Genomic DNA, 12330 nt, shown 5'->3' with positions numbered 1-12330 from the left:
GCCCGCGCAGGACGAGGGAGTGGAACGGGCGGGCCTTAGGGCGAAAAGTCACAATCGACGACCGTAGTCCCCGAAAGCGACAATCCCGGCTATTTCCTGCGGCTCAATTACGGTGACTCCATGGACTGGCTGACGAAACTCCCGGTGATCGGGCCGCTGGTGGCCCGTCTCATGCGCACCCACGCGTGGCGTTCGTACGAACGCCTCGACCGCGTGCACTGGACCAGGCTCGCCGCCGCGATCACCTTCATCAGCTTCCTCGCGCTCTTCCCGCTGATCACCGTGGCCGCCGCCGTGGGCGCGGCGCTGCTCAGCAAGGAGCAGCTGGCCACGCTCCAGAAGAACCTCGCCGAACAGGTCCCGGGCATCTCCGACCAGCTCGACCTCGACGCGCTCGTCGCCAACGCGGGCACGATCGGCCTCGTCGCCGGCGCGATCCTGCTGTTCACCGGCATCGGGTGGGTCGGCGCCATGCGGGACTGCCTGCGCGCGGTGTGGGACCGGGACGACGAGGACGAGGGGAACCCCTTCGCCCGCAAGGGCAAGGACGCCCTGGTGCTCCTCGGCCTCGGCGGGGCGGGGCTGGCCTCGGCCGCGGCCTCGACCCTGGGGTCCAGCGCGGTCGGGAAGTCCGCCGAGTGGCTGGGCATCCCGCGCGACGGCGCGGGCGGCGCGCTCCTGCGGTCCGGCGCGTTCCTCGTCGGCGTCCTGGCGGCGTTCCTCCTGCTGCTCTACGTCCTGACCCTGCTGCCCGGGGTCGAACCGCCGCGCGGGCGCCTGATCCAGGCGGCGCTCATCGGCGCGGTGGGCTTCGAACTGCTGAAGCTGCTGCTCAGCGGCTACATGCGGGAGGTGGCGGCCAAAAGCATGTACGGGGCGTTCGGCGTGCCGATCGCGCTGCTGCTGTGGATCAACTTCACGGCGAAGCTGCTGCTCTACGTGTCGTCCTGGACCGCCACGCGCGACGACGCGGACGGCGACGGCGCCGAGGACCCGGCTCCGGACCGCACGCCGGACTCCGGCCCGGCCGCCGGCCCGGAGCCCGCGCGTTCCTAGGCCGGGGCTCCGTACCGGCGGCCCGGGGCGGCCGCTGCGGGTCAGCCGCGGCCCGTGCCGCGGCGGCCGCGCGGCCAGCGCCGGTTCACCACGAAGGCGCCGCCCGCGAGCGCGGCCAGCGCGCCGCCCGCGACACCGAGCGCGGTGCCCACGCCGCCGCCGGCCCCGGCGGTACCGGCCGCCGCCGGACCGCCCTCGTGGGACTGGGCGGGGGATCCGTACGGGGTGGTGTCCTCGCTCTTCGGCGGCACCAGCTCACCCACCGGCTTGACCTTCCCGGCCGCCGCGAAACCCCAGTCGAAGAGCGCGGAGGTCTCCTCGTAGACGGCGTTGCCGCCGCCCGCGCTCGGGTTCATCACCGTGACCAGCAGCTTCCTGGACCCCTGCTGCGCCACGCCGGTGAACGTGGACCCGGCCATCGTGGTGGTGCCGTTCTTGACGCCCGCGATGCCCTTGTACGGGGCCATGCCGTGTGCGCCCGTCATCAGCCGGTTGGTGTTCTGGATGCCGAAGGACTCGCGGGCCCGCCCGGCGTCCTGCTTGCCGGGGAACTGGGCGTTCGCCGTGCCGCAGTACTCCCGGAAGTCCTGCTTCTGCAGTCCGGAGCGGGCGATGAGCGTGAGGTCGTACGCGCTCGACACCTGCTCCGGGGAGTCGTAGCCGTCGGGGGACACCACGTGGGTGTCCAGGGCCTGGAGCTCCTCGGCGTGCGCCTGCATGTCCCGGACGGTCTTCTCGACGCCGCCGTTCATGGCCGACAGCACGTGGACGGCGTCGTTGCCGGACATCAGGAACACGCCCAGCCACAGGTCGTGGACCGAGTACTCGTGGTCCTCCTTGACGCCCACCAGGCTGCTGCCCGAACCGACGCCGGAGAGCTCGTCCTCGGTGACCTTGTGGACCCGGTCCTTGGGCAGGCTCGGCAGCACGGTGTCCGCGAAGAGCATCTTCATGGTGGAGGCCGGGGGGAGGCGCCAGTGCGCGTTGTTCGCGGCGAGGATCTCACCCGACTCGGCGTCGGCCACGACCCAGGACCGCCCCGACAGGTTCGCGGGAAGGGCGGGGGCGCCGGGCAGCAGGTTCACCTGGGTCCCCGGCTGGCCCAGCAGCGCTCCGCCGACCGTGGACATGGAGGCGGGCGGCGCGGCCGCGGACGGGGCCTTGGCGGGCCCGCCCTTCCCGTCGGCCGGCGGGGAGGGCGCCGCGTGCACGGGGACCCCGAGGGCCGAGGGGATCAGCAGCGCGGCGGAAAGGACCGTCAGCGCGGTCTTCTTTGCAGACACGCAGGTGAAAGTACATCCCGATGTGCTGCATGCCCCTCCTGACCGGCCATTTCGAAGAAACCACCGCCGGGACAGCCCACCCCGGCGCGTCCGTCCTGGGGACGAATCCGATACTGAGGACATGAAACTCAGCCGTTCCTCCTCCTGGTTCCTACTCGCCTTCGGAGTGTGGAGCTGGTTCATCTGGGTGTCTTTCGTCCGGAACCTGTGGAAGAACGGCAGTGGCCTGGCGTTTGACGCGGCGGGCGATCCCACTTCCTACTTCTGGGTCCACCTGACCCTCGCGGTCTCGTCCTTTCTCCTGGGGACGGCCGTCGGAGTGATCGGGTTGCGCGGGGTCCGGGCGCTGCGGCGCGGATCACGTCCGGAGACGGACGCGAACACCGGATCGGGGCCGGCCGCATGATGATCGTGGTCTTCGCCCTCGTCGCGCTGGCGGTCCTCGCCCTGCTGGTCCTGGTGCACCGCTGGCTGTGGATCCGTCTGGTCCGGGACACCACGGTCCCCGGCGGCCTGCCCCGCCGCATCGGCACGTCCTTGGCCATCGCCCTGCCCCTCCTCTCCGTGGCCGCCCTGACCACCGGCCGCGCCGGGGCCCCGTTCTGGCTCCAGCAGGCGGTCGCCTGGCCCGGGTTCCTCTGGCTCGCGGTGCTCCTGTACCTGACCCTGACGATGCTGGTCGCGGAGCCGATCCGCGCGCTGTTGCTCCGCCGTCTGGCCCACCGGGCGCCCTCCGAGGCGGTACCCGCCGCTTCCGGCGCCCCCGCGCACGCTCCGGCGGCCACCCCCGCGAGCACCCCGGCGGCCGCCGCCGGCAAGGCCTCCGCCGACGCCCCGGCACCCGCCCCCGCCGAGGCGCGGTCCGGGGCGCCGGGCGAGGCGCCGGCCGGGCCCGCCGTCAGCGGGCCGAGCCGCCGTACGCTCGCGCGCGCCGTCGGCGGCGCCGCCGCCGCCGTGGCCCTGGGGACCGTCGCGAACGGCGCCCACGGGGTCCTGCGGGGTCCGACGGTCAAGCGGGTCAAGGTGCCGCTGGCCAAGCTGCCGCGCGGGGCGCACGGGTTCCGGATCGCCGTCGTCAGCGACGTCCACCTCGGCCCGGTCCTCGGCCGCGCCCACACCCTGCGCATCGTGGACGCCGTCAACCGCACGCAGCCCGACGTCATCGCCATCGTCGGCGACCTCGTCGACGGGAACGTCGACGACCTCGGGCATGCCGCCGAGCCGCTGCGCGAGCTGCGGGCGCGCCACGGCTCGTACTTCGTCACCGGCAACCACGAGTACTTCTCCGGCGCCGCGCAGTGGGTCGACCACGTCCGGGAGCTCGGACTGACCCCGCTGGAGAACGCCCGCCGCGCGCTGCCGTACTTCGACCTCGCCGGGGTGAACGACATCGCGGGCGAGAGCGAGGGCCAGGGCCCCGACTTCCGGGCCGCCCTCGGCGACCGCGACCGGGCCCGCGCCGCGGTGCTCCTCGCCCATCAGCCCGTCGTCATCCACGACGCGGTCCGGCACGGCGTGGACCTCCAGCTGTCCGGGCACACCCACGGCGGCCAGCTCTGGCCGGGCAACTACCTCGCCGAGCTCGCCAACCCCACCGTCGCCGGACTGGAGCGCTACGGGGACACCCAGCTCTACGTCTCCCGCGGAGCCGGCGCCTGGGGGCCCCCGGTCCGGGTGGGCGCACCGTCCGACATCACCGTCGTGGAACTCGCCTCATACCAGGCCTGATCCCCTCCAACCGCCCGTGACCCATTGGATTTCGGCCTTCCCGGGGCCGAATTTCCGTGATGGGATGACCGGTAATCGGACAGTGTGTTGCTGTCACCGGTACAGGGGTGGGGTTCACGGGATGCGGTCTGTCCGCTCGAAGATGATCGCGGCCGGGCTGGTCCTCGGCGTGGCCGGCGCCGGCGCCTGGCAGCTGCTGCCCGAGGACGGCAACGGCCGCGGCGCCGTCCGGGTCGGGACGAGCGACGTCGTCTCCTCCCTGGACCCGGCGGGCGCGTACGACGCGGGCTCCTGGGCCCTGTTCAGCAACGTCTACCAGTCGCTGCTGACGATCAAGCCCGGTTCCGCGGAGCCCGTCCCGGACGCCGCGTCCTCCTGCGCGTTCGTCGGCCAGAAGCTCACGACCTACCAGTGCGAGCTGCGCCCCGACCTGAAGTTCCCGGGCGGCCGGGCGATCACCGCCGAGGACGTGAAGCACTCCTTCGACCGGGTCAGGGCCATCAACTCCGACCAGGGCCCGGCCCCCCTGTTCAACACCCTGCGGTCGGTGAAGGCGGAGGGGCGCACGATCACCTTCAACCTCTCCGCGGGGGACGCCACCTTCCCGTTCAAGATCGCGACGGGCGCCGCCTCGATCGTCGACAGGGAGAAGTACCCGGCGAAGGCCCTGCGCACGGACGGCAAGGCCGACGGCTCGGGCCCGTACACGCTCGGCGCGTACACGGCGGGCGCGAGCGCGGAGCTGAAGCCCAACCCCGCCTACAAGGGCCAGGCCAAGCCCGCGCGGGCACCCGTCACCGTCAGGTACTTCAAGGACTCCGCCGAACTCGACCGGGCCTGGAAGGACCGCCAGATCGAGGTCGCCCACCGGGAGATGCCGCCCGCCGTCCTCGCGGGCCTCAACCCGGGCCTGAAGGACACCCGCTACCAGGCCTCCGGCGGCACCGAGATCCGCTCCCTGGTCTTCAACGTCCGCCCCGGATCCCCGGCCGCCCCGCTCGCCGTCCGCCAGGCCGTCGCCACCGTCCTGGACCGCTCGAAGATGGCGCGCGAGGTCCACTCGGGCACGGTCACCCCGCTCTACTCGCTGGTCCCGGCGGGCATCGCCGCCCACGGCACCCCCTTCTTCGACGCCTACCCGACGCCCGACGGGGCCGCCGCCAGGAAGCTGCTCAAGGACGCCGGGACCGCCGTCCCGGTCACCCTCACCGTCGGCGTCAACGCGCGCGGGGCGAACCTCCCCGAAGCCGATGAGCTCAAGCGGCAGCTGGAGTCCACGGGCCTCTTCCGGCTGGAGATCAAGCCCGTCGAGGAGTGGGCGGACTTCCAGAAGGGCTACGCGGCGGGCGAGTTCGACGCCTACACGATCGGCTGGATCGCCGACTTCCCGGACGCCGACAACTTCCTTGCCCCGCTCGTCGGCACCGACTCGTCCATGAACAACGGCTTCTCCGACAAGGCCGTGGACGCGCTGATCGCCCGTACCCAGTCCCACTCGGAACGCGCCGGGGCGGACGCCGACTTCCGCGAGCTCCAGAAGACGGTCGCCCGGCAGGTCCCGATGCTGCCGATCTGGCAGAAGAAGGACTACGTGATGTCCCGCGAGGCCGTCACCGGCGCCCAGTACCTGTCCGACGGAACGGGCGTGTGGCGCCTGTGGGAACTCGACTGGCTCTAGAGCCGGGCAGCGCGGCGTGCCCCGGGGCCGGCGCGAGAGCCGCCTGGCGGCTCCGGCGCCGCCAGGCTAGGAGCCGTCCCGGTCCGGGTCGGGGTCCGAGGCCCGCTTCTTCGACGCGACCGTCTGCGCCATGCCCGGCAGGAAGTCCGCGAACAGTTCGTGGACCTCCCGCACCAGCGGCCGCAGCACCCGGAACCGGGCCAGGACGATGCCCCGCGTCGTCAGCTGCGCGCCGCGCTCGGCGAGACCGCGGGTCTTCTGACTGTCCGGCGAGCGGTCGAAGACCCAGTACAGGACCAGGCCCATCTGCGAGAGCCACATCAACTCGGGCAGGACGTCCGCCAGTTCGGCCGGAACCTTCGTCTTCGCACCCGCCAGCACCTCGCGGTGGATGTCGATCGCCGCCTTGCGGGCGGGCTCCGACTCCGGGGAGAAGGGGCTGAGCGGACTCTCGGGGTCCGCCGCGTTCTTGAAGAACTGGGAAGCGAACTCGTGGTACGGGGCCGCGATGTCCATCCAGCTGGTCAGCACGCCCGCGAGCCGCTTCTGCAGATCGGTCTCGTTGTCCAGGATGGGCCGGACCGCCGCCTGGTGGGCGGCGCCGATCCGGTCGTAGAAGCCCTGGACCAGGTGTTCCTTGGACTCGAAGTAGTAGTAGGCGTTGCCGACCGAGACACCGGCCTCCTTGGCGATGCCCCGCATGGTCGTCTTGTCGAAGCCGCGCTCCTGGAAGAGCCGGAGCGCGGTTTCGAGGATGAGCGTGCGGGTCTGCTCGCTCTTGGGAGCCTTCTGATCAGTCACGGTGCACGAGCCTATCCGGGGACGGAGCACCGGTCGTCACAGACCGGCGGCTCCGTCCGGGCGGGGTCGTTCCCCGCCACCGGCGGGCCGCCTTCCGTCCGTACGGCCTGCCGCCACGCGGAGGCGGTGTACAGGGCGGCCCGGGCGAAGGGGCGGCCCGCCGGGGTGGCGAGCCAGTTGGCCTTCGGCCGGTGCTCGGCCAGCGCCCACAGGCACACGATGAAGGCGTCGGTGCCCGTCCACACCTGACCCGAGTCCCCGACGACGGTGATCTCCTTCAGCGTCGAGGCGTGGTCGAGGCGCGGGAAGCGCCGCTGCGCCTCGTAGGAAGCCGCGGGCACCAGGTCCATGGGGACCAGGTGGCGCTGCCCGATCAGCCAGTGCCTGATGTGGACGCAGACCGGGCAGCCCGCGTCGTACAGGACGGTCAGTCTGCGCACCGCTGCCCCGGCCGTCACCGGCTCAGGCCCCGGCCGGCGCGGTCCACCCCTGGGGGGCGACCGGCGGGGTGTGCTGGCGCTCCATGATGCCCCGGCGGCGCATCTTGTTCAGCACCCAGACGTTCCCGAGGTGCATGACCCCGAGGACGAGCAGGACGACGCCGAGCTTGAGCGACAGGGCCTCGAAGAGGCCGCGGGCGTCGAGGATGGTCTCGCCCGAGCGCAGGTAGAGGGTCACGAAGCCGATGTTCACGAGGTAGAAGCCGACCACCAGGAGGTGGTTCACGGCGTCGGCGAGCTTCTCGTTCCCCTGGAGGACGTCGCCGATGAAGACGCGGCCGTTGCGGCTGAGCGTGCGGGCCACCCAGACGGTGAGGCCGATGCTGATGAGCAGGTAGATGACGTACGCGACCACGGTGAGGTCCATAGCCCTCAGCCCCCTTGAACGTGTTCAAATGCTTGGCAGGACTGACTCTAGGGCGTTTTTTGAACAAGTTCAAGCGAAAGCCCGCCCAACCCCGGGCGGGGCGTCCGTGCCGGCGTTCTGCATGGCCGGCCCCGGGGAGAAGGGGGCGTACGGGTCCGGCGTACGGCCCTCGCGGCCGTGCGGACCGAGGGGGTCGAGCGGGTCCTGGGGCTGCTCACGGAGCCGGTGCTCAACGTGGGCGAGGCATGGGCGGACCTGGCCATGGCCGATCCGCGCTGGAACGCACTGCTCGCGCACGCCCGGTCGGCGAAGGCCACGCGGCCCACGGGCGGGTGGAACAGGGCGGCGCGGGCGCTGATCGCGGCCCGGGGCGCCGAGGAGACGCGGGTGGCGGTGCTGAGCTGGCTGTGTCTGGCCGGGAGCCCGCGCACGCTGCCCGTGGACGGAGCCAGCGGGGTGCGGGACCACCCCTGGGACCCCTACAACACCGACGCCCTGCGCGGCCTGGCCTGGACGCTGGCGCTGCTCCCGCCGGACCCGTCGACGGCGCACGCGCTGGCCGCACTGGCGGAAGCGGCGATGGCCGCCCGGCCCCCGCAGGTGCGGGTGGCCCGTGCGGCGGGATGGGGGTCCGGGGGGCGGCAGCCGGCCCGGACCGTTCCTCAGAAGCTCAGCGAGCGGGCGTAGTTGACCTGGTTCATGACCCAGGCGTACGCGTGCGCGTCCGCCGCCGGGATCATCGTGGAGTGGTGGCGGCCGCCGCTGGTGACCGTGACCTGGATGTAGCCCGTCGTGACCTTCTCCTTCATCAGGAGGAAGAGCAGGCCCAGCAGGCAGAAGACCGCGAAGACGACCGCCAGCACGATGGCGTGGGTCGGGATCTTCTCCTCGGTGCGCGAGAAGTCCGTCGCGTTCCACATCGAGCCCTGCAGCGGCATCGATCCCGACGGGGTGATGATCTGGTCGCCCACGACGCTGATGTCGCCGAGGGACAGCATCGCGCCCCCGCCGCCGCCCGTGCCCGGGCCGTACGCCGGTACGGGGAAGCCCGCGCCGCCGATGGTCGGCTGGTAGGCGGAGGCTGCCGGGTAGGGCTGCGGGTAGCCGTAACTGGCCTCGCCCGGACCCCATCTGTAGTCGCCCTGGCCGGACTGGCCGCTCTGGCCGCCCTGACTCGGGTCGCTCGCGTAGGGGTTCGGCTGCTGCTCGCTCATACGGCCGATCCTTCCACAGGCAGGCCCGCCCCCGTACCCCGCGTGCTCAGAACGGACCGTTCCCGCATGCCGAAGGCCCGCACGCCGAAGCCCCGTGCCCCGGACGGTGGTCCGGGGCACGGGGCCCGGTACGGCTACTGCTGCGGAGCGCGGATCAGAAGCGGCGCGTGATCAGGGCGCGCTTGACTTCCTGGATCGCCTTCGTGACCTCGATGCCGCGGGGGCACGCGTCGGTGCAGTTGAAGGTCGTGCGGCAACGCCACACGCCGTCCTTGTCGTTCAGGATCTCCAGCCGCTGCTCGCCGGCCTCGTCGCGCGAGTCGAAGATGAAGCGGTGCGCGTTGACGATCGCCGCCGGGCCGAAGTACTGGCCGTCGTTCCAGAACACCGGGCACGAGGACGTGCACGCGGCGCACAGGATGCACTTGGTGGTGTCGTCGAAGCGCTCGCGGTCCTCGGCGGACTGCAGGCGCTCGCGCGTCGGCTCGTTCCCCTTGGTGACGAGGAAGGGCATCACGTCGCGGTAGGCCTGGAAGAACGGCTCCATGTCGACGATGAGGTCCTTCATCACCGTGAGGCCCTTGATGGCCTCGACGGTGATGGGCTTCTCCGGGTTGATGTCCTTGATCAGCGTCTTGCAGGCGAGCCTGTTCTTGCCGTTGATCCGCATCGCGTCGGAGCCGCAGATGCCGTGCGCGCACGAGCGGCGGAAGGTCAGCGTGCCGTCGAGTTCCCACTTGATCTTGTGGAGACCGTCGAGCACGCGCTCCTTCGGGTCGATCTCGACCTGGAAGTCCTGCCAGGTCGACTCTTCCGAGATCTCCGGGTTGAAGCGGCGGATCCGGAAGGTGACCGTGATGAAGGGCGAGGCGGCTGCCGCGGCCTCCATCTGGTCCGTCTTGGACAGGGTCGGGGTGGCCATCAGTACTTACGCTCCATCGGCTGGTAGCGGGTGACGACGACGGGCTTGTAGTCCAGCCGGACGGAGTCCTTGCCGTCGGCGTCCACCTCGCGGTACGCCATGGTGTGGCGCATGAAGTTGACGTCGTCGCGGTTCGGGTAGTCCTCGCGGTAGTGACCGCCGCGGGACTCCTTGCGCGCCAGCGCGGACACGGCCATGACCTCGGCCAGGTCGAGCAGGTTGCCCAGCTCGATGGCCTCCAGCAGGTCCGTGTTGAAGCGCTTGCCCTTGTCCTGGACGGACACGTTGCGGTAGCGCTCGCGCAGCTCCGCGATCTTGTCGACCGCGGTCTTGATGGTCTGCTCCGTACGGAACACCATCACGCACGCGTCCATCGTCTCCTGGAGCTCCAGACGCAGGTCGGCGACCCGCTCGTGGCCCGTGGAGTTGCGCAGGTGCTCGACGAGGTCGACGACCTGCTGCGCCGGGTTCTCCGGCAGCTCGACGAAGTCGTGCGCGTGGGCGTACGCCGCCGCGGCGATGCCCGAGCGCTTGCCGAAGACGTTGATGTCCAGCAGCGAGTTGGTGCCCAGGCGGTTCGCGCCGTGCACGGAGACGCAGGCGACCTCGCCGGCCGCGTACAGGCCCGGGACGACGGTGGTGTTGTCGCGCAGGACCTCACCCTCGACGTTGGTCGGGATGCCGCCCATGGCGTAGTGCGCGGTGGGCTGGATCGGGATCGGGTCCGTGTACGGCTCGATGCCGAGGTACGTACGGGCGAACTCGGTGATGTCCGGCAGCTTGGCGTCGAGCTGCTCCGGCGGCAGGTGCGTCAGGTCCAGGTACACGTGGTCCCCGGCGGGACCGCAGCCGCGGCCCTCGCGGATCTCGGTGTAGATGGAGCGCGAGACGACGTCACGGGACGCGAGGTCCTTCATGACCGGCGCGTACTTCTCCATGAAGCGCTCGCCGTCCTTGTTGCGGAGGATGCCGCCCTCTCCGCGGGCACCCTCCGTCAGCAGGATGCCCATGCGCCAGATGCCCGTCGGGTGGAACTGGAAGAACTCCATGTCCTCCAGCGGCAGGCCGCGCCGGTAGCAGGCCGCCTGGCCGTCGCCGGTGAGGGTGTGCGCGTTGGAGGTCACCTTGAAGAACTTGCCGGTGCCGCCGGAGGCGTAGATGACGGACTTCGCCTGGAACACGTGGATCTCGCCGGTGGCGAGCTCGTACGCGACCACGCCGGCCGACTTCGTGACGCCGTCCTCCTCGACCAGGAGCTGGTCCAGGACGTAGAACTCGTTGAAGAACTCCACGCCCTCCTTGACGCAGTTCTGGTAGAGCGTCTGGAGGATCATGTGGCCCGTGCGGTCCGCGGCGTAGCAGGACCGGCGGACCGGCGCCTCGCCGTGGTTGCGCGAGTGGCCGCCGAAGCGGCGCTGGTCGATGGTGCCGTCCGGCGTGCGGTTGAACGGCAGGCCCATCTTCTCCAGGTCGAGGACGGCGTCGATGGCCTCCTTCGCCAGGATCTCGGCGGCGTCCTGGTCGACCAGGTAGTCACCGCCCTTGACCGTGTCGAAGGTGTGCCACTCCCAGTTGTCCTCTTCCACGTTGGCCAGCGCGGCGGCCATGCCGCCCTGCGCCGCGCCCGTGTGGGAGCGGGTGGGGTAGAGCTTCGTCAGCACGGCGGTGCGGCTGCGCTTCGTCGACTCGATGGCGGCGCGCATGCCCGCGCCGCCCGCGCCGACGATGACGGTGTCGTACTTGTGGATCTTCATTGGTTACGCCTCAGCCCCGTTGCCTAGCGGATGTTCGGGTCGAAGGTGAAGATCACCAGCGTGCCCAGAAGGATGGTGAACACCGTGGCGGTGTAGAGCAGGCCCTTCAGCCACAGCCGCGTGTTGGCGCGCTCCGCGTAGTCGTTGATGACCGTACGCAGACCGTTCGAGCCGTGCAGCATGGCCAGCCACAGCATCAGCAGGTCCCAGACCTGCCAGAACGGAGACGCCCAGCGGCCGGCCACGAAGGCGAAGCCGATCTTGGAGACGCCGCCGTCCAGCACCAGCTGGATCAGGAGGTGGCCGATCACGAGCACGACCAGGACGATGCCCGAGAGGCGCATGAAGAGCCATGCAGCCATCTCGAAGTTGCCGCGGGTCGAGCGCGGGGTCTTGCCGGTCCGCTTGCGCGGGGCCTCGATGTACGGGGCCGGGTTGTCGACGTCGTAGAGGGACACGCCCTCGACGTCGCCGATGACCTTGGGCGAAGAAGTGTCAGAAGACATGCGTGTCACTTCCCGAACAGTTCAAGGTAGGCGTGGCCGAGTACGGGGTAGAGAGCCCCGACCATCAGCACGATCCAGATGCCCACGACGGTCCAGAGCATCTGCTTCTGGTAGCGCGGGCCCTTGGACCAGAAGTCCACGGCGATGACGCGGAGACCGTTGAGCGCGTGGAACAGGATTGCGGCGACGAGGCCGTACTCCAGCAGCGCGACGATCGGAGTCTTGTAGGTAGCCACCACGTCGTCGTACGCCTCGGGGGAGACGCGGACGAGTGCGGTGTCGAGGACGTGTACGAACAGGAAGAAGAAAATGAGGACGCCGGTGACTCGATGAGCCACCCAGGACCACATTCCTTCCCGGCCGCGGTACAACGTTCCAGCCGGCACGGAAAACCCTCCGGAAGCGGGGCGGGGGCCAGCCGGCTTCTTTGTCGGTCGGGCCCGGCCGGGTACGGTCCTCCGGCCCCGGACATCGTAGCGACGCTTTGTCGGTTCCCTTGCGCGGGGGTCATCGGTGTGATC

The 12330-nt window shown here is 70.8% G+C and carries 14 protein-coding genes; 5 read left to right on the top strand and 9 right to left on the bottom strand.

Features of this window, described 5'->3' with window-relative positions:
- The first annotated feature begins 120 nt into the window (after positions 1-120).
- Positions 121-1056 (top strand): YhjD/YihY/BrkB family envelope integrity protein, encoded by a 936-nt coding sequence (locus ACZ6S8_RS10845; protein ID WP_469454447.1) that lies wholly within the window; start codon positions 121-123, stop codon positions 1054-1056.
- A gap of 41 nt (positions 1057-1097) precedes the next feature.
- Here ACZ6S8_RS10845 and ACZ6S8_RS10840 read toward each other — a convergent pair whose 3' ends face one another.
- The gene (locus ACZ6S8_RS10840; RefSeq protein WP_469454445.1) at positions 1098-2339 is read right to left on the bottom strand and encodes a D-alanyl-D-alanine carboxypeptidase family protein; all 1242 of its coding nucleotides are present in this window, start codon (positions 2337-2339) and stop codon (positions 1098-1100) included.
- 121 nt (positions 2340-2460) lie between these two features.
- Between ACZ6S8_RS10840 and ACZ6S8_RS10835 the strand changes: the two genes are divergently transcribed.
- From ACZ6S8_RS10835 to ACZ6S8_RS10825, 3 genes are all read left to right on the top strand, one after another.
- The gene (locus tag ACZ6S8_RS10835) at positions 2461-2745 is read left to right on the top strand and encodes an SCO4848 family membrane protein (RefSeq protein ID WP_469454444.1); all 285 of its coding nucleotides are present in this window, start codon (positions 2461-2463) and stop codon (positions 2743-2745) included.
- Positions 2742-4067, top strand: a complete 1326-nt coding sequence (locus ACZ6S8_RS10830) for a metallophosphoesterase (RefSeq protein WP_469454442.1) — start codon at positions 2742-2744, stop codon at positions 4065-4067. Before ACZ6S8_RS10835 ends, ACZ6S8_RS10830 begins: the two co-directional genes overlap by 4 nt.
- Before the next feature lie 121 nt (positions 4068-4188).
- The gene (locus tag ACZ6S8_RS10825; RefSeq protein WP_469454440.1) at positions 4189-5745 is read left to right on the top strand and encodes an ABC transporter substrate-binding protein; all 1557 of its coding nucleotides are present in this window, start codon (positions 4189-4191) and stop codon (positions 5743-5745) included.
- 66 nt (positions 5746-5811) lie between these two features.
- Here the strand turns inward: ACZ6S8_RS10825 and ACZ6S8_RS10820 are convergent, their stop codons facing one another.
- Genes ACZ6S8_RS10820 through ACZ6S8_RS10810 form a run of 3 tightly spaced genes read right to left on the bottom strand, consistent with a single transcriptional unit; the run spans position 5812 to position 7413 of the window.
- Complete coding sequence (locus ACZ6S8_RS10820; RefSeq protein ID WP_469454438.1) at positions 5812-6546, bottom strand: TetR family transcriptional regulator; 735 nt, start codon at positions 6544-6546, stop codon at positions 5812-5814.
- 11 nt (positions 6547-6557) lie between these two features.
- Positions 6558-6986 (bottom strand): thiol-disulfide oxidoreductase DCC family protein, encoded by a 429-nt coding sequence (locus tag ACZ6S8_RS10815; protein ID WP_469454437.1) that lies wholly within the window; start codon positions 6984-6986, stop codon positions 6558-6560.
- 22 nt (positions 6987-7008) lie between these two features.
- A complete protein-coding gene (locus ACZ6S8_RS10810) occupies positions 7009-7413 on the bottom strand; it encodes a hypothetical protein (protein ID WP_351272302.1) in 405 nt (134 codons plus the stop codon).
- 177 nt (positions 7414-7590) lie between these two features.
- Here ACZ6S8_RS10810 and ACZ6S8_RS10805 point away from each other — a divergent pair, with 177 nt between their 5' ends.
- Entirely contained in the window at positions 7591-8100 is a 510-nt protein-coding gene (locus ACZ6S8_RS10805) for a hypothetical protein (protein WP_469454435.1), read from the top strand.
- On the opposite strand, the gene ACZ6S8_RS10800 is transcribed toward ACZ6S8_RS10805, so the two are convergent.
- The 5 genes from ACZ6S8_RS10800 to sdhC all read right to left on the bottom strand — a co-directional run bounded on the left by ACZ6S8_RS10800 (position 8076) and on the right by sdhC (position 12195).
- Positions 8076-8627, bottom strand: a complete 552-nt coding sequence (locus ACZ6S8_RS10800) for a hypothetical protein (protein WP_469454433.1) — start codon at positions 8625-8627, stop codon at positions 8076-8078. The genes ACZ6S8_RS10805 and ACZ6S8_RS10800 overlap by 25 nt on opposite strands.
- A 154-nt stretch (positions 8628-8781) precedes the next feature.
- Positions 8782-9549, bottom strand: coding sequence for a succinate dehydrogenase iron-sulfur subunit (locus ACZ6S8_RS10795; RefSeq protein WP_469454431.1), 768 nt, complete (start codon positions 9547-9549; stop codon positions 8782-8784).
- Entirely contained in the window at positions 9549-11303 is a 1755-nt protein-coding gene (sdhA, locus tag ACZ6S8_RS10790; RefSeq protein WP_469454429.1) for a succinate dehydrogenase flavoprotein subunit, read from the bottom strand. Before sdhA ends, ACZ6S8_RS10795 begins: the two co-directional genes overlap by 1 nt.
- A gap of 23 nt (positions 11304-11326) precedes the next feature.
- On the bottom strand, positions 11327-11809 hold the full coding sequence (locus tag ACZ6S8_RS10785; RefSeq protein WP_469454427.1) for a succinate dehydrogenase hydrophobic membrane anchor subunit: 483 nt from the start codon (positions 11807-11809) through the stop codon (positions 11327-11329).
- 5 nt (positions 11810-11814) lie between these two features.
- A complete protein-coding gene (sdhC, locus tag ACZ6S8_RS10780; RefSeq protein WP_078892868.1) occupies positions 11815-12195 on the bottom strand; it encodes a succinate dehydrogenase, cytochrome b556 subunit in 381 nt (126 codons plus the stop codon).
- Between the last annotated feature and the right edge of the window lie 135 nt (positions 12196-12330).

It is taken from the genome of Streptomyces sp. NPDC048461 (assembly GCF_055587105.1).
This window is presented reverse-complemented; position numbering and strand designations above follow the sequence as displayed.

Excerpts from the sequence above, each read along its gene's own strand:
- ACZ6S8_RS10835 (WP_469454444.1), top strand. The coding sequence starts at position 2,461 with ATGAAACTCAGCCGTTCCTCCTCCTGGTTCCTACTCGCCTTCGGAGTG.
- ACZ6S8_RS10800 (WP_469454433.1), bottom strand. The coding sequence starts at position 8,627 with ATGAGCGAGCAGCAGCCGAACCCCTACGCGAGCGACCCGAGTCAGGGC.
- ACZ6S8_RS10845 (WP_469454447.1), top strand. The coding sequence starts at position 121 with ATGGACTGGCTGACGAAACTCCCGGTGATCGGGCCGCTGGTGGCCCGT.
- sdhA (WP_469454429.1), bottom strand. The coding sequence starts at position 11,303 with ATGAAGATCCACAAGTACGACACCGTCATCGTCGGCGCGGGCGGCGCG.
- ACZ6S8_RS10810 (WP_351272302.1), bottom strand. The coding sequence starts at position 7,413 with ATGGACCTCACCGTGGTCGCGTACGTCATCTACCTGCTCATCAGCATC.
- ACZ6S8_RS10825 (WP_469454440.1), top strand. The coding sequence starts at position 4,189 with ATGCGGTCTGTCCGCTCGAAGATGATCGCGGCCGGGCTGGTCCTCGGC.
- ACZ6S8_RS10830 (WP_469454442.1), top strand. The coding sequence starts at position 2,742 with ATGATGATCGTGGTCTTCGCCCTCGTCGCGCTGGCGGTCCTCGCCCTG.
- ACZ6S8_RS10785 (WP_469454427.1), bottom strand. The coding sequence starts at position 11,809 with ATGTCTTCTGACACTTCTTCGCCCAAGGTCATCGGCGACGTCGAGGGC.
- ACZ6S8_RS10795 (WP_469454431.1), bottom strand. The coding sequence starts at position 9,549 with ATGGCCACCCCGACCCTGTCCAAGACGGACCAGATGGAGGCCGCGGCA.